Origin of the sequence: Polaromonas sp. (assembly GCF_012927485.1) — a bacterium.
Lineage (GTDB): Bacteria > Pseudomonadota > Gammaproteobacteria > Burkholderiales > Burkholderiaceae_C > Polaromonas.
The window spans coordinates 125545-142022 of sequence record NZ_JABBPC010000035.1; the positions used below are offsets into that span (position 1 = coordinate 125545).

The 16478-nt window shown below is 49.8% G+C and carries 15 protein-coding genes; all 15 read left to right on the forward strand.

Going from position 1 to position 16478, the window contains the following annotated elements:
• The 15 genes from HHJ16_RS14340 to HHJ16_RS14410 all read left to right on the forward strand — a co-directional run bounded on the left by HHJ16_RS14340 (position 1) and on the right by HHJ16_RS14410 (position 16414).
• Positions 1–735, forward strand: a complete 735-nt coding sequence (locus HHJ16_RS14340; RefSeq protein WP_296901651.1) for a formyltransferase family protein — start codon at positions 1–3, stop codon at positions 733–735.
• Entirely contained in the window at positions 732–1511 is a 780-nt protein-coding gene (locus HHJ16_RS14345; protein WP_296901652.1) for a cephalosporin hydroxylase family protein, read from the forward strand. The genes HHJ16_RS14340 and HHJ16_RS14345 overlap by 4 nt, the downstream gene beginning before the upstream one ends.
• A 12-nt stretch (positions 1512–1523) precedes the next feature.
• On the forward strand, positions 1524–3059 hold the full coding sequence (locus HHJ16_RS14350; RefSeq protein ID WP_296901654.1) for an oligosaccharide flippase family protein: 1536 nt from the start codon (positions 1524–1526) through the stop codon (positions 3057–3059).
• An 11-nt stretch (positions 3060–3070) separates the two neighbouring features.
• Complete coding sequence (locus HHJ16_RS14355; RefSeq protein ID WP_296901655.1) at positions 3071–4249, forward strand: glycosyltransferase family A protein; 1179 nt, start codon at positions 3071–3073, stop codon at positions 4247–4249.
• Positions 4250–4538: 289 nt separating this feature from the next.
• A complete protein-coding gene (locus HHJ16_RS14360) occupies positions 4539–5021 on the forward strand; it encodes a hypothetical protein (RefSeq protein WP_296901657.1) in 483 nt (160 codons plus the stop codon).
• Positions 5022–5025: 4 nt separating this feature from the next.
• The gene (locus HHJ16_RS14365; protein ID WP_296901659.1) at positions 5026–6207 is read left to right on the forward strand and encodes a glycosyltransferase family 4 protein; all 1182 of its coding nucleotides are present in this window, start codon (positions 5026–5028) and stop codon (positions 6205–6207) included.
• A gap of 31 nt (positions 6208–6238) precedes the next feature.
• Positions 6239–7525, forward strand: coding sequence for an O-antigen ligase family protein (locus HHJ16_RS14370; protein WP_296901662.1), 1287 nt, complete (start codon positions 6239–6241; stop codon positions 7523–7525).
• Between the two features lie 8 nt (positions 7526–7533).
• Complete coding sequence (locus HHJ16_RS14375; protein WP_296901664.1) at positions 7534–8739, forward strand: glycosyltransferase family 4 protein; 1206 nt, start codon at positions 7534–7536, stop codon at positions 8737–8739.
• A 12-nt stretch (positions 8740–8751) separates the two neighbouring features.
• Positions 8752–9909 (forward strand): glycosyltransferase, encoded by a 1158-nt coding sequence (locus HHJ16_RS14380; RefSeq protein WP_296901666.1) that lies wholly within the window; start codon positions 8752–8754, stop codon positions 9907–9909.
• A gap of 40 nt (positions 9910–9949) precedes the next feature.
• Positions 9950–10993, forward strand: coding sequence for a polysaccharide biosynthesis protein (locus tag HHJ16_RS14385; protein ID WP_296901862.1), 1044 nt, complete (start codon positions 9950–9952; stop codon positions 10991–10993).
• Between the two features lie 4 nt (positions 10994–10997).
• Positions 10998–12125 carry a capsular polysaccharide biosynthesis protein CapF gene (locus HHJ16_RS14390; protein WP_296901668.1) on the forward strand — a complete coding sequence of 376 codons (1128 nt, stop codon included), beginning with the start codon at positions 10998–11000 and terminating at the stop codon, positions 12123–12125.
• A 25-nt stretch (positions 12126–12150) separates the two neighbouring features.
• Positions 12151–13299: a UDP-N-acetylglucosamine 2-epimerase (non-hydrolyzing) gene (wecB, locus tag HHJ16_RS14395; protein ID WP_296901669.1), complete on the forward strand. Its 1149-nt coding sequence runs from the start codon at positions 12151–12153 to the stop codon at positions 13297–13299.
• A gap of 11 nt (positions 13300–13310) precedes the next feature.
• Positions 13311–14564, forward strand: coding sequence for a glycosyltransferase family 4 protein (locus HHJ16_RS14400; RefSeq protein WP_296901671.1), 1254 nt, complete (start codon positions 13311–13313; stop codon positions 14562–14564).
• A complete protein-coding gene (locus tag HHJ16_RS14405) occupies positions 14561–15508 on the forward strand; it encodes an SDR family oxidoreductase (RefSeq protein ID WP_296901673.1) in 948 nt (315 codons plus the stop codon). The genes HHJ16_RS14400 and HHJ16_RS14405 overlap by 4 nt, the downstream gene beginning before the upstream one ends.
• Before the next feature lie 63 nt (positions 15509–15571).
• Positions 15572–16414, forward strand: coding sequence for a GSU2403 family nucleotidyltransferase fold protein (locus tag HHJ16_RS14410; protein WP_296901675.1), 843 nt, complete (start codon positions 15572–15574; stop codon positions 16412–16414).
• The last annotated feature ends 64 nt before the right edge of the window (positions 16415–16478 follow it).

Here is a 16478-nt window from a genome sequence, read left to right on the forward strand (position 1 = left end):
ATGAAGCTCGCACTTTTCGCAGATGGACAGGTGGGCTTGCGCATCACACAGTTTCTGGTGGACTCCTACCTCGGGGATTTGGCTTTGATCGTCACCACGCAGAAAAATGAAATACATGCGTTGGCTGAAAGTCGGGGCCTCGCTGTCGATCTTTATGACGCCAGCCATGCGGTTCCTGCCGCCCTTGCCGACGGTGTAGATCTTGGTGTTCTGGCCTGGTGGCCGAAGATCATTCGCAATCCACTTCTGGCCTTCCCGAAGCATGGGTTCGTCAACACTCACCCGAGCCTGCTTCCTCATAATCGCGGCAAGCACTACAACTTCTGGACGCTCGTCGAACAGACTCCGTTTGGCGTGACATTGCATCGCGTGGATGAAGGCGTCGATACTGGTGAAATCGTGGCACAGCGCGAAATAGCGTACGGCTGGAGCGACAACGGCGGCAGTCTATATGCGAAAGCGCAGGAGGCCATGGTCGAGCTTTTCTGCAGTACGTATCCGGGATTGCGGGCAGGGGATTTCGAGTCAACCGCCCAAAATAGCGAGCTTGCGTCGTTCCATCACTCGTCCGAAATCGAGTCCGCCAGCCGAATCGACCTTGATCGACTTTATAGCGCAAGGGATATCCTCAATTTGTTGAGGGCGAGAACATTTGCGGGGCATCCCGGTTGCCAGTTTGAAGATATAGGAGATCATTTTGAAGTATCAATTGAAATCAAGAAAGTCCAATCATGAATGAACACGAAAAATTCAAAGCCGAGTGCAAAGTTGAAGTTGCCGCTTTGGGCGAAAATCAACCGGTTAAAAAGCTAACCAACGACTGGATGACTGCGGTCAACCTGCTGAAGTACTCCTATCACTTCGAGTGGCAAAGCCGGCCGGTCATCCAGTACCCGCAAGACATCGTTGCGCTGCAGGAGCTGATCTGGTCGATCAAACCCGACCTGATCATCGAAACCGGCATCGCGCACGGCGGTTCGCTGATCTTCAGCGCTTCGATGCTTGCCTTGCTGGATATGTGCGAAGCCATCGAGGCAAATAAGTCGATAGACCCCAAATCATCCAGGCGAAAAGTCCTGGGCATCGATATCGATATCCGCTCGCACAATCGCGCAGCGATCGAGGCCCATCCTATGGCCTCCAGGATCCATATGATCCAAGGATCGAGCATAGCGCCGGACGTTGTCCAGCAAGTCAAGGATTTCGCAGCGGGGTATTCGCGCGTGTTCGTGATTCTCGACAGCAACCACACCCACGACCATGTTCTGGCAGAACTGCAAGCCTATGCACCACTGACCAGCAAGGGTAGCTATTGCGTGGTCTTCGATACCGTGGTCGAAGACATGCCGAAGGAGATGTTCCCAGACCGCCCTTGGGGGCCTGGTGATAATCCGAAAACGGCAGTATGGGAATACCTTAAGACGCACCCTGAATTTGAGATCGATAAGAGCATTCAGCATAAGCTCCTGATTACCGTAGCGCCGGATGGCTATTTGAAGCGCATCACCTGAACACAAACGCGCATGCTTAAACGCAACCTCATCGCCAACTACCTAGGCCAAGGCTGGACCACCCTCATGGGTTTGGCCTTCATCCCCCTATACATCAAGTATCTGGGGATTGAAGCCTATGGTTTGATCGGCTTGTTTGGGGTGTTGCAAGCCTGGCTCAGCCTGCTTGACATGGGCATGACCCCCACGCTCAATCGCGAGATGGCGCGCTTTACCGGCGGCACCCATAGCGCCACATCCATCCGTGATTTGCTGCGCAGTATTGAGGTCATCGCGCTGGGCATTGCAGCGCTAGTAGGACTGGGTATTTGGGCCGCCTCGGGTTGGCTGGCAAGTGACTGGCTGCGTGCTGAAAACCTGCCCATCGACACTGTCGCCCAAGCTTTTACCATCATGGGTGCGGTCACCGCCCTCCGTTTTGTTGAGGGCATTTACCGCAGCGCCATCGTCGGCCTGCAACGCCAGGTGCTGTACAACGCAGTCAACAGCGCACTGGCCACCCTGCGCGGGCTGGGTGCGGTGGGTATTTTGATGTGGGTATCACCCACGATTGAAGCCTTTTTTATTTGGCAAGGTGTTATTTCACTGCTCACCTTGGGTGTGCTGGCCAGCGTGACCTATCGCGCCCTGCCCAAAGCCGAACGCGATGGTCAGTTTTCGATGCCCGCTCTGCGGGGCATTGGCAGTTTTGCCGGCGGAATGATGGGCATCACTTTTTTAACACTGCTGCTGACGCAGGTGGACAAAATCATGCTCTCCAAACTGCTCACCCTCAGCGACTATGGCTACTACTCCCTGGCGACAGTAGTGGCTGCTGCGCTGTACATGCTCACTGGCCCCATCACCCAAGCTTGGTTTCCACGCCTCAGTGAATTGCACGCCAATAATCAGCAGGCCGAGTTAATCACAAAATACCACCAAGGTGCGCAACTGGTGTCTGTGTTTATGGGAAGTGCCGCCGTAGTAATGATTGTATTTGCCGAGCCCATTTTGCAGCTCTGGACGCGCGATGCCGAACTGGCCCACCGCAGCGCCACCTTGCTCAGCCTGCTGGCGCTGGGCAACTTGCTCAATGGTTTGATGTGGATACCCTACCAAACCCAGCTTGCCCATGGTTGGACGGGTTTGACCACCCGCATCAATATCGTCTCGGTGGCCATCATCGTGCCCGCCATTTTGTGGGCAACACCCCGCTACGGCGCAGAAGGTGCTGCTTGGGTTTGGGCGGGTCTGAATGCCGGTTATGTGCTGATTGGCATTCACTTTATGTATCGTAAAATCTTGATTTACGAAAAATGGCGTTGGTATGGTCAAGATGTCTTTCTACCCCTTCTCACATCAATCGTGGCAGCGTTGCTGGTGCGCCGGCTGGTACCTTCGATGGTGCATCCGATCGGCCAGCTGACAGTTCTGGCTGTGGCTTCCAGCCTTACCCTAGCCTCAGCGACGGTTGCTGCACCGCTGTTACGGCAACAAGTGTTCTCGAGGATGATTATTCTGCTCATGCATGTGAGTCGAAGGCTAAAGAACTCTATACAAACTGACTAGGGAATTAGAAAGTGTGTGAAAGTTTAAAATATCCTTTTTTTTCAATTGTAATTCCCACAAAAGGTCGACCAGATCTACTCCAGGATGCAATAAGTAGTGTACTTCGTCAGGATTTTTCTGATTATGAATTAATCGTTTCCGATAACTTCAACGACAATCGAACGCGAAAAGTAGTTGAATTATTCAAAGGAAATTCGTCGATTCGCTATTTTCGCACGGAGTGTGAACTCAATATGCCATTGCATTGGGAATTTGCGACAAAAAAGACGCTTGGTAAGTATGTGTTGATATTGACAGATCGTTCTGTTCTTAAACAACATGCCTTAACTACAATACATAAAGAGCTCGTTGATCACCCGGAGGTCGCAATTTGCTCATGGAGATGGTCTCTTTATGATGCGAAAAATGGCATTGAGTTTTACAAAACTATCGATCAACGACTCCAGGAGGTAGAAATACTACCGACAAGCTTTGTAGCTCGAGATTTTGTACGTAAATCGACGAATTACCCCTATTCTCTGCCTAGAGGGTTAAACAGTTGCTACAGAGCAGACCTGGCAGAGCATGTCAGAGAAAAACACGGTGCTCTTTTCTTGCCAATTAGTCCAGATTATAGTTCGGCGTTTTTACTGTTGGCTTACGCACCAAGTATTATTCATATCAATAAATCATTATTTATTTCGCAAGGTCTAGCCGTTAGCAACGGAGGAAATGCTATGGCTTCCAACGGGGATAGTTACTTAAATACATTAAATTTGCCTGATCCCTACAAGTACGTACCAATAAAACGTTTTATTGTGGAAAGTGGGATTTTTAGCGATTTTTTAATGGTTAAAGAAATCACTAACGGAAATCTGGCAAATGTTGAAATGGATTGGGAAGAATATTTTGTTGCATGTTACCGCGAGATTTATGAAAAAATCAGTAGAAATGTGCTTAACAAAACTGCCATCGCTAAAATAGTTTTATCATGGGATCTTGCTTTAAAAAACTCTAATACAAACATTCAAATTAATGTTAAAAGAAGGTTAAGGCGATTTAAGCTTCTTGTAGTATTGAAAAGAAGTATGTTTGGGCCACCATTGCTATATATCAAACATAGCGTTAAAGCATTAAGATCGGTGGGGCGTCAACCCGATCATAAGACGGTTATTGAAGCAGCGGGGTTTCGTATTGAAATCAAAAAATAAAATAGTTTTATATTTTATCAATATTTTGAATCCGTGGCCTCAAAATCCGACCATAAATTTCCAGTCTGAATAACGCTCAAACTTTCCCTACTTTTTGTGAAAACACTCGTCCACGCCAACCGCAATGCTTCGAAAGTTCACCCGCGTGAATTCTTGACTAGCATGTGGCTGCGTCCTCCAAATTCTGGACGCTACCAACCACGTCCAGTCAATACAAAAAACAAATTTCAGATCGTGGAATTATTTTGATTCGACTGATTTGCTAATCAGTATTGGGCTGCCCGTAATAATGCTCAAACACTGCAATGCCGCTATTACTCTCGCTCAGGCCAAATATCCAGCGCCTGGTGTGCTTGGTTATGCGCGCCGCCATAAACATCATCTCCTGCATCCTTGCCTTAATGCACCTGCGCTTAGCGGTATGGCGCATGGTGCTCTTGGGATATTTGGCAACGAATTCAAATTCGACGTCAGAGCTGAGTTGCTAGGGCAGTCGTTTGATAATGAAGTCGATCATATTGGGCCTGACATGCAGAGTGAGTTGCACATGAAAGCTAATGCGCTTATTTCAAAAGAGAAATCGACAAAATTCACACTAAAGCCACCGATTCGAGGCATATCTTTTGCTGTAACCACGGCCAAGTTGAGTATGATTATTCTTCACCGCGTACTTGGCAAAAAGTTATTAAAGAACCCCCACGAAGATTATTTTGGGGTGCACGTTTCCCTACCGCCATTACTTCAACGCTGGGTAGGTCTACATGGTGGATAGACATATGAAATCCATTCTCGTCATTCATCATGGCCAGGGAGTAGGCGGTGGATTAATTGCATTGTTGGGATTGATTGCGGAACTTAAGGAAAACAATAGGGTACATGTTTTATCTATTTTTGACGGAATTGCAGTAGATTATATACGCCAGACTGGCGCGACGGTCACGGTGGCGAAATCACGATTTTATGCAAAATTTTATCAACTCTTTATTCATAGCGATGCCGCGTATTTTAATATTATTGATTCAATTAGAAATAATAAATCTGTAATTTTGTATTATCTTAGCAAATATTATTTTGCTGGTAAAGAGTTGAAAAATATTGTTTTCGATTACGAGATTGTTTATTTGAATTCAATTTTCATTTCAGACTGGGCGAGGGCGTCGAAACTCGCGAAAAAGAAAGTGGTAATTCATGTTCGAGAACCGCTATCCAGGGGATTGTTCAAATTTAAATACGAAATTATACGCCAAACTATTAATAAATACTGCGACCAAGTTATTGCAATATCGCATGATAATGCCAGTCGATTGGACTTGCAGCACAAGACAACAGTTGTTTATGATCCAGTGGTGACTAAAAATCGGAGCCAATCAGAGTATAAACTAATAAATCGAAAATTTAAGTATTTTGTATATTTGGGAGGTATGGCGCGTATTAAAGGATTTGAGCAGTTGGTTGAGTCGCTGGAGTATTTGGATGAAAATATAAGAATATTTTTTCTTGGTGGAGAATCCGAATACGCGAGTCATGGATTAAAGCGCCTAGTTCGGCAAAATTTGGATCCGTTCTTTCTTAAAAATAAACGTCTGATTGATAAGCTTAAGAAATCAGGAAAAATTATCCATGTCGGATTAGTTGATGACGTGTTTTATTACTACGAGAACAGCATCGCGGCAATATGTCCATTTTCAAAACCACATGCGTCATTGCCGATTCTCGAGGCCTTTTCGGTCGGTAAGCCAGTTATAGTATCGGACGTGAAGGGCATGGAAGAGTTAGTTGATAGTACCAATGGCGTATTTTTCATAAATTCCGACCCCGAGTCGCTAGCGCATAAAATAAACGAAATGTCGCAGGTTACGGAACAAGATTATGAGGCCATGCGGACCGCATGCATGACTAAATACAAACAGATTCGCGAGCGAAGCGATTCGGTGACATCTGTTTTGAATCGAACATAAAATTTTATCGGAAATAGGGATTGGCCCATAAATGAGTTTATTAGGTAAGCTTTATACGACGCCTAAAATTTTGGAATCTGGCGAAAAAAAGGTCAGTTACTCGTTGGTGTTTTTGCTAGGAATGGTAATTTTTCTTTCAGATGATACTATTCTGTTCGGGACCAATGCAAGTAAGAGTTACCTGATATTCAAGAATTTAGTTTATCTGATTGTTACGTTAGGGCTATTAACCAATTTAAACCTTAAAGTATTTCGATCACGTGGAATTTATTTTATCTCTGCCATAGTTGCCTCGATTCTTTTAACCTTGTTGTCCAATCTTGATTTTACTGGTGGCTATGTTTATCAGATTTGGATAGTGTTTCTGGCTTTCCTCATTACCCAGTCTTTGGACTTTGAGGTGTTTGCAAGTCTTTTTAAGAAGTATATTTTCATCCTGTGTTTGTTTTCAATCCTTATATTTATAATTGCAAATTACTATGAGTGGATACTTGATTATTTTCCGACGGGAGAAAATACTGCGGGAGTGGAGTTTGTTAATTTATATGTAGGCTCTGTATATAAGGGGGTTGGTGAAGTAAGAAATTCAAGCATTTTTCGTGAGCCTGGTGTATTTGCAATATATATCCTGCTTGCCATAATGTTTGAATTATTTCTTTCAATAAAAATGAAGGTAAATATAAAATTTATTGCTTGCTTCTTAATAGCATTGTTTGCCACATTTTCTACTACTGCTTTTGCGGTAATGGCTCTGATGACAATTGGATATATGTTTAAAGACGGGGCGGCCCATTTTCAATCGAAGATTGTTTTGGTCGCTTTGTTTTTCATGATCGTTACTTTTGTTTTTGGTTTTCAGGAAGATCTGTACTTTAAAGTTTTTTCTAAACTGGACACCGATTCGATATCGTTTGAAAGTTCAATTGCAAGGGTTGCATCCATTGTTGTGAATTTTGAGATATTCATAAATCATCCATTATTCGGCTCTGGGTTGGGAAATTACGGGAATTTGTTTCAAACGTATTCAAATCTGCATTTTGGTGTGCCTCTTGAAGCCTCTGGTCTATCCACCAACTCCTTTATGTCTGTATTGGCAACCTACGGTTTGTTATATGGATTAATTATCATGTTGGCCCTAATGCGCCTGCCAGCAAAGTTATCCGATAGATTTGTCGTGAAAACTGTTTTATTCATTTCGTTTGTACTTATGTTTAGTAGTCAGGATATGCGCTATTCCTTGCTATTTAATATTCTAGTTTTTTATGGATTAAAGCTTTCTGGAAGTGTTTTTTATCGCCCTAATTTAGATCAAAATTAGGACTTACGTTGAATAATAAATTTAAAACAATCCGCATGCACTTTGTTGGCTCAGTCGTCCCGGCTGGTGATGAATCTAGCTCGGATGCAATCAGTCACGCGGGCAATTTGTGCCAGCTAGGATTGATACGCGGATTTACTGACACAGTGGTAGAGCTTATTCAGGTAATTTCTTATTTTCCAAACAGGATATTTCCGGTGGGTAAACGGGTTTATTTTTCCGGTAAACATCGAACTTTACCGGGAGACATAGACTTTTATGCTATACCGTATTTAAATCTTCCCGGCCTGCGTGCGATTACTGTGAATGCGGGCGTGCTATTAAACCTTTTGGTAAACGCACGACGAGGCGATGTTGTCTTATTTTACAATGTGACTATCCCCTCTGGTTTGTTAGGTCTTTTACTTAGGTTGATTCGAGGGGTGCATTGTTTTGCCATGGTGTATGATATTCATGTGCCGGGACAGACTGTCCCAGATAGTTGGCGCTGGCGTTTTGAATATTGGAAACATAAATGGTTACTTCCTAGACTTGATGGTGTCATAGCAATCACGTCAAAGATTTTATTTGATTTTAATGCCACCAATAATGGAATTGTTGTAGAGGGCGGCGTTGCAGTCTTACCATCCGCAATTATTTTTTCATCTTTGGCGAGGTCGCCATCGACTTTCACCATGGTATATGCTGGTCGACTCAATGAAGATAATGGAATTGAGTTAATGCTTCGGGCTATGGCACGGCTGACGAACGCTGAGTTGCGGATGGTGATTGTAGGTAGCGGACTGCTGAGTGACACGGTTAAGAAGGCAGCCGAAAAAGACGCGCGTATTACTTACCTTGGAGTGATTTCACACAGCGAAGTAACCGCGCTTTATAGAGGTGCGCAGTTGCTGATGTGCATACGTATTACTAAGCAGTTGAATACAGGATATTTTTTCCCGTCCAAGTTGATTGAATGCCTGGCTACCGGTGTTCCAGTTTTGACTACTCGCGTTACTGGCGGAAGTTTTGACCCAGCTGAATATGCATATGTGGTTGATGATGAGACTGATCAAGGCGTGGCGGCGGGAATTCTAGAAAGTATGAAAAATGGTGCCGCTTATAATTTCGCAAAAGGAGAGAAGGCACGATTGTTTATTTCAGAGAATATGACTTGGTCAAAGCAGTGTCTGAAGATTAGTCACTTTCTATTAACAAAGATCGAAATTGAGTGAGGCATTTTTAGAATGCTTAAACTACTACATATTGTCCCCGATATCGCACTAAGCTCCGGTGGCTTGGGTCTCGCAGCTCTGCGCTTTGGAGAAGCCGTTGCCAAGGCCGGTGCCAGAGTCACCTTGTTTTCAGCTTCTAACGGGAGCCAGACACTGTTAAAGCCAATTGCAAATGTCGATAGTTTTGAGTGCGTGAATTATTCGCTTTCCGGCAACTTCGCACAGAGGTTGATCCAGCAGCAGACGCAGATTGTCGAGTATTGTGCGCAGCATCGGCCCGATATTATTCATCTTCATGGCGTGTGGCTGCCTTTTTTGATGATTGCTGCGCGGGTTGCGAATAAGCAGGGAATACCTTACATAATTTCACCGCATGGTAGTTACGAGCCTTGGGCGCTAAATCAAAAGCGATTGAAAAAAGCGATTGCATTGGTGACATATCAAGGTATGGTTAACCGGGCTGCGGCTATGTTCTTTGCTACCGCGCCGCAAGAGGCCGATAGCATACGTCGGTTACGACTTTCGCAGCCGATAGCGGTGATACCAAATGGTGTCGATATTAACAGCCTGCCAGAGCATGTATTAGCTGATGGAAAGCGGACGATACTGTTTCTTTCGCGGATACATCCTAAAAAGGGGTTGCTGGATTTGGTCGAGGCCTGGGCCCAAGTCCGTGATCAAACTTGGCGAATTGTTATCGCAGGACCGGATGAAGATGGTCATCAATCGGAAGTGCAGGGAGCAATTGCGGCTCGCGGCTTAGCGTCTGATTTTGAATTTGTTGGCTTAGTGGATGGCGTTAAAAAATCGGCATGTTTTCAAAATGCCGAATTATTTATATTGCCCACCTATTCCGAAAACTTTGGTATTGCAGTAGCAGAGGCTTTGGTTCATGAAGTACCCGTAATTACGACCACCGGTGCACCTTGGGAAGATCTTGTTACTTTTAAGTGCGGTTGGTGGGTGACGCCAGGAGTTGCATCTATTTCAGCAGCACTCAAGGCTGCTATGAATACCGAGGCAGAGGAACTTCGACTCATGGGTCAACGGGGTCGCCAGGTCGTGATGCGAAAATATTCATGGGACAAGATAGGACAAGATGCACTGAGGGTATATCTTGCTCTTATAAACCGGTCACCCTTTCCTCTTGAGTTCATGACCGACCGGTAAGGTAGAACTCTTGAAAACATTTAGTTGTAATTGGATGGAAATGTTTACTGATAAAGTGTTGTTAATTACCGGAGGTACGGGCTCATTCGGCAATGCCGTTTTGAAGCGTTTTCTTGATACCAATATCGCGGAAATTCGCATCTTCAGCCGCGATGAGAAAAAGCAGGACGACATGCGTAAGCGCTACGGTCACCCCAAGCTCAAGTTCTACATCGGGGATGTGCGCGACTTGCGCAGTGTGGCTGCGGCCATGCGTGAGGTGGACTATGTGTTTCATGCGGCGGCGCTCAAGCAGGTGCCTTCGTGCGAGTTTCACCCCATGGAGGCAGTGCGTACCAATGTACTGGGCACCGAGAATGTTCTGGAGGCCGCAATAGCCGCAGCCGTCAGGCGCGTGGTGTGCCTGAGCACTGACAAGGCGGTGTATCCCATTAACGCCATGGGCATCAGTAAGGCCATGATGGAAAAGGTGATGGTGGCCGCCAGCCGTAACCTGGAGACTACTTGCACAGTCATTTGTGGCACGCGCTATGGCAACGTGATGGCCTCACGCGGGTCGGTGATTCCGTTGTTTGTTGAGCAGGTGTTGGCTGGCAAACCCATCACCGTGACCGACCCATCAATGACGCGCTTCATGATGACGCTGGACGATGCGGTGGACCTGGTGCTGTACGCGTTTGAGCATGGCAGTAACGGCGACATTTTTGTGCAAAAGTCTCCTGCTGCCACGGTGCAGGTACTCACGCAGGCGCTCCTGGAGCTGATGGGAAAGCCGAAGCACGAGGTGCGTCAGATCGGCACCCGCCACGGCGAGAAGTTGTATGAAGCGCTGCTCAGCCGCGAAGAGATGGCCTGTGCCGAAGACAGGAGGGACTACTTCCGCGTGCCGCCTGATGGGCGCGACTTGAACTACGGCAAATTTGTGGAGCAGGGCGAGCAGCGCATCACCCAAAGCACGCACGGCGAAGACTACAACTCGCACAACACTACCCGGCTCGATGTAGCGGGCATGAAGGCGCTGTTGCTGAAGCTGGACTTCATGCAGCGCATCGCCCGTGGTGAATACGCGGTGGCAGAGGAATAGCGCAATGAAGGTGCTGATCACCGGGGCCAACGGCTTCGTCGGTAAGAACCTGCAGCTGCACCTGGCCGGGCGCAAAGACGTGCAGGTGGTGTGCTTCACCCGCAATGACGATTTGGTCCAGCTGCCGGCCATGCTGCTCGGGGTGGACTTTGTGTTTCACCTTGCGGGCGTCAACCGCCCGCAAGATCCGCAGGATTTTGTGACCGGCAATGTGGATTTGACGCAGGCGCTGTGCCAAGCTGTGGGCGCAGTGGCCGAGGCTGCCCGTAAAAAGGTGCCCATCGTTTACACCTCGTCTACGCAGGCCGGGCACGACAATCCTTATGGCCAAAGCAAGCGCGGGGCAGAAGGCGCTTTGCTGGCTGCCGCACATCGCCATCAGGTACCGGCGCACATATTCCGGCTGCCCAATGTTTTCGGCAAATGGTGCAAGCCTAACTACAACTCGGCGGTGGCCACGTTTTGCCACAACATTGCACGCGGTTTTCCGATCCAAATCAACGATCCGGCTGCGCCGGTTACGCTGGTGTACGTGGATGATGTGATTGAGCGGTTTGTGCAACTGATGGATGGCGCTGACGCGGCAGTTGGGCTGGATGGCTTTGGTACTGTGGCCCCGCAGTACACAACTACCGTGGGCGAACTGGCCAGGCAGATTCAGGCCTTCAAGGACAGCCGCGCCACGTTGATGACCGAACGCGTAGGTACCGGGCTGGTGCGGGCGCTCTATGCCACCTATGTGAGCTACTTGCCGGTGGAGTCGTTTGCTTACGCTGTGCCGCAGTATGGCGACCCGCGCGGCGTGTTTGTGGAAGTGCTCAAAACGCCGGACGCTGGGCAGTTCTCTTTTTTCACGGCGCACCCCGGCATTACCCGGGGTGGCCACTACCACCACAGCAAGACCGAAAAATTTCTGGTCATTAAGGGCCAGGCACGCTTCAAGTTCAGGCAAATGGAAACCGGTCAGACACATGAGCTGGTCACTAAGGGCGAAAAACCCGAGATCGTTGAAACCGTGCCCGGCTGGACGCATGACATCACCAACATTGGCACTATTGAGATGATCGTGATGCTTTGGGCCAATGAAGTGTTTGACCGTTCAAAGCCCGACACCTTTGCCTGCCCGCTGTAAGCCGCCTCAAACAGTTTCTTTATCCATGAAAAAACTCAAAGTCATGACCGTGGTAGGTACCCGGCCCGAGATTATTCGCCTCTCGCGCGTGCTCGCGCGGCTGGACGAGCATTGCGACCATGTGCTGGTGCACACCGGGCAAAACTATGACTATGAGTTGAACCAGGTTTTTTTTGACGACCTGAGCATTCGCAAGCCTGACCATTTTTTGAACAGTGCAGCCAACACCACAAGTGCGGCCCACACTATTGGCAACCTGATTATTGCGGTGGACCAGGTGCTGGCCCAAGTGCAGCCGGAGGCCATGCTGGTGCTGGGGGACACCAACAGTTGCCTGTCTGTGATTCCCGCAAAACGCCGCAAGATTCCGATCTTTCACATGGAGGCCGGAAACCGTTGCTTTGACCAGCGTGTGCCGGAAGAAACCAACCGGCGCATTGTCGACCACACGGCTGATGTGAACCTGACATACAGCAGCATTGCCCGCGACTACCTGCTGCGCGAGGGCCTGCCGCCGGACTTGGTGATCAAGACCGGCAGCCCGATGTATGAGGTGCTGACGCACTACCGCCCGCGTATAGAAGCATCCGACGTGCTGGTGCGCCTGGGGCTTGAGGCGCAGGGCTACTTCGTGGTCAGCGCCCATCGTGAGGAAAACATCGAATCCCCCCAGTCATTCACCAAGCTGGTGGCGGTGCTCAACGCCGTGGCGGAAGACCACAAACAGCCGGTGATCGTGTCCACCCACCCGCGCACGCAAAAGCGCATTGACGCCACGGGCACGCGCTTTCACCAGCAGGTACGCCTGCTCAAGCCATTGGGCTTTCATGACTATGTGAAGCTGCAGTTCTCGGCCAAGGCCGTGCTGTCAGATAGCGGTACCATCAACGAGGAGTCATCGATTCTGAACTTCCCGGCGCTCAATCTGCGCGAGGCGCACGAGCGGCCCGAGGGCATGGAAGAGGCCGCTGTGATGATGGTGGGGCTGGAGGTGGAGCGCGTGCGCCAGGGCCTGGCCATTCTGGCCGCGCAGCCGCGCGGTGAGGATCGCTCTGACCCGCACGGCATTCGCCAGGTGGGCGACTACAGCATGCCCAATGTGTCGGACAAGGTGCTGCGCATCATCCACAGCTACACGGATTATGTGAACCGCGTGGTGTGGAAGAAATACTGAGCAAACCATTAATGCGCTTGCTCGTCGTTTCGCAGTATTTTTGGCCCGAAAACTTCAGGATCAACGATTTGGTGGCCGAGTTGGTTCGGCGTGGTCACCACGTCACGGTACTGACCGGTGTTCCAAACTATCCTGATGGCAAGGTTTTCTCGCAGTTTCGCGACGCCCCTGCCCGCTATGCGCATTACGAAGGTGCCGAGATTATTCGAGTGCCGCTTATGCCAAGGAGCAATGGTGGTCTGCGCTTGATGTTGAATTACCTGACCTTTGCGGTCAGTGCGTCGGTGGTCGGTCCATGGAAACTGCGCGGGCGTCAGTTTGATGCGGTCTTCGCGTACGAGCCGTCACCCATCACCGTCGGCCTTCCTGCCGCTGTGATGCGTGCAGTCAAGCGCGCGCCTCTGACGTTTTGGGTGCTCGATCTGTGGCCTGAAACCTTGCAGGCGATTGGTGTTGTGCGCTCCCCTGTAATCATGCACGCTGTGGGCAAACTGGTTGCCTTCATCTATAGGCGCTGTGATTTGATTCTGGCGCAGTCAAGAAGCTTTATGCCGCAGATTAGGAAGTACGCTGGCAAAGACATCCGGGTCGAGTATTTTCCGAGTTGGGCTGAATCTATTTTTGATTTGCAGAACACTATCCCGGCGGATGAGGTCCTCTCAAAGCCCGGGAGCTTCAACGTGATGTTTGCCGGGAACATTGGTGATGCCCAGGATTTCCCCGCGATTCTGGCGGCGGCAGAAAGCTTGAAGTCGCATGCACACATCCGGTGGCTGATCGTTGGCGATGGGCGGATGGCGCACTGGGTTGCCGATGAAATCAAGCGCCGCAATCTGCAGGATCACGTCCTGATGCTGGGGCGGCATCCAGTGGAGAGGATGCCTTCGTTTTTCCGGCATGCGAATGCCTTGTTGGTCAGCTTGAAGGACGAACCCATTTTTTCCATGACGATTCCGGGAAAGCTTCAGTCGTATCTGGCGGCTGGTATCCCGGTCGTGGCCATGTTGAACGGCGAGGGCGCCGAGGTGGTAGAGAACTCTCGCTCGGGCCTGACATGTGCTGCCGGCGATCATGCCGGGTTGGCCGCCGCCGTCCTGAAACTTTCGGAAATGACTCGTGACGAGCGGGACACTATGGGCAGAAATGGGTTGAATGTGAGTGTCCGTGAATTTGATCGTGGCACATTGATCAATCAACTTGAGGAATGGATAGGACAGTTAAAAGTCGGAGCAATTTCGCCCTCGATATCCCGGGGCACACAATGATTTTGGTGACAGGCGCAACAGGTTTTGTCGGCTCTGCGCTGGTGGCCAGACTGGCCCGTGAAGGAACTGAAACGCGCGCCTGCGTTCGTCGCAACGGCGTATCCATGCCAGATGGCATTCACACGGTGCAGGTGGCTGGCTTGACTGCAGATGCGGACTGGAGTCGCGCATTGGCGGGCGTCTCAGTCGTCGTGCACGCCGCAGCACGTGTGCACGTGATGGTTGACGCGGCCACCGATCCCTTGGATGAATTTCGCCGTGTCAATGTCCAGGGGGCTTTGCACTTGGCGCGCCAGGCCGCAGCAGCCGGTGTGCGGCGCTTTGTCTTCATCAGCTCCGTCAAGGTCAATGGCGAAGCCACGAAGTTGGAGGTGCCTTTTTCTGCGGATGACATTCCAGCGCCACTTGACCCCTACGGCGTTTCCAAAATGGAGGCCGAGCAGGGCTTGCGCCAGATTTCGGCTGAAACCGGCATAGAGGTGGTCATCATCCGCCCGCCGCTGGTCTACGGGCCTGGTGTGAAGGCCAACTTTGCCGCGCTCATGCGCGCCGTGCAGCGTGGTTGGCCCTTGCCGCTGGGCGCGGTGCACAACCAGCGCAGCCTAGTGGCGCTTGATAACCTGGTCGATTTCATCGTCACCTGCATCACCCACCCCCAAGCGGCCAACCAGACTTTTTTGGTGAGTGACGGGCAAGACCTGTCCACCACCGAGCTGGTGCGCGGTATGGCGCAAGCAGCCGGTGTGCCGGCCCGTTTGCTGCCTTTGCCGGTGTGGGCTTTGCAAGCGGGGGCCACTTTGCTAGGCAAGGGCGACGCGGTGCAGCGTTTGTGCGGCAATTTGCAGGTGGATATTTCTAAGGCCCGTACTCTGCTGGGCTGGGTGCCACCACTTTCTGTGGAAGAGGGTTTGCGGCGGGCGGCGATAAAAATTATAAGTAATTGATTTTTAATAAGGTTCAACGTAAACTTTAGTTTTTCATTTTTACCTTGAACACGAGTTTTAATCATGTCTGCAACAGACTGCTTGTTTGAACTCTCCGAGAGTCAAAAGCGCCAATACATTGATGCGGAAACAGTATTTATCGCGTTGGCTCAAGCCAAAAAGGCAGCGGCAGAAGTGCGCGGGTTCATGTTTTGGCGGGAACTCAAGGGTACGCGTACCTTGATTCGCAGTTCTGCCGCGGGTGCACAAAAATCGCTCGGTGCTTACTCTGAGACCACGCAAAAGCTGTTTAATAGCTTCATGGTGCGCAAGACCAACGTTGAGTTACGGGTGAAGGCTTTGAAGGCCCAGCTTGCCACCCAACAGAGGCTAAATCGGGCGCATCGGGTGGGCAGGGTGCCAAACATCGTGGTCGGTGTTCTGAACGAGATGGCGAAGGCGGGTGTTGATGCGCATTTTTTGGTGGTAGGCACCCATGCTCTTTACGCGTATGAGGCGGCTGCAGGTGTGCGTATCACCGAGCAGGCGATGGCTACTCGCGACGTAGATATGTTGTTTGATACCCGTAAGCGTTTGGCTTTTTTCACGGTAATGGAAAAGCTTGACAGTTCGCTAATTGGTTTACTTCGCAAGGCCGATGCCAGCTTTGAGGTGGTTGAAGATCAGCATTACACAGCCAGAAACAATGACGGTTTTGAGGTAGACATCATCAGGCGCATGGCCCACGGGCGTGATCCCCACCCTCTGCGCATGAGCAGCGCTGAAGACGACTTTTGGGCAGCGCAAGTGTCAATGGGTGACAAGCTTGCGTCGGCGCGCCGATTTGACCAAGTGGTGGTGGCAACCTCCGGCGAGATGGCGTTGATGCGAACAGTGCATCCGCTAGATTTCGCACGGATCAAGTGACCCTGTCAAAGCAAGCAGGTCGGGATGCCAATAAGAGAGGCTAGGATGCGCTGCAGTCAGCCAT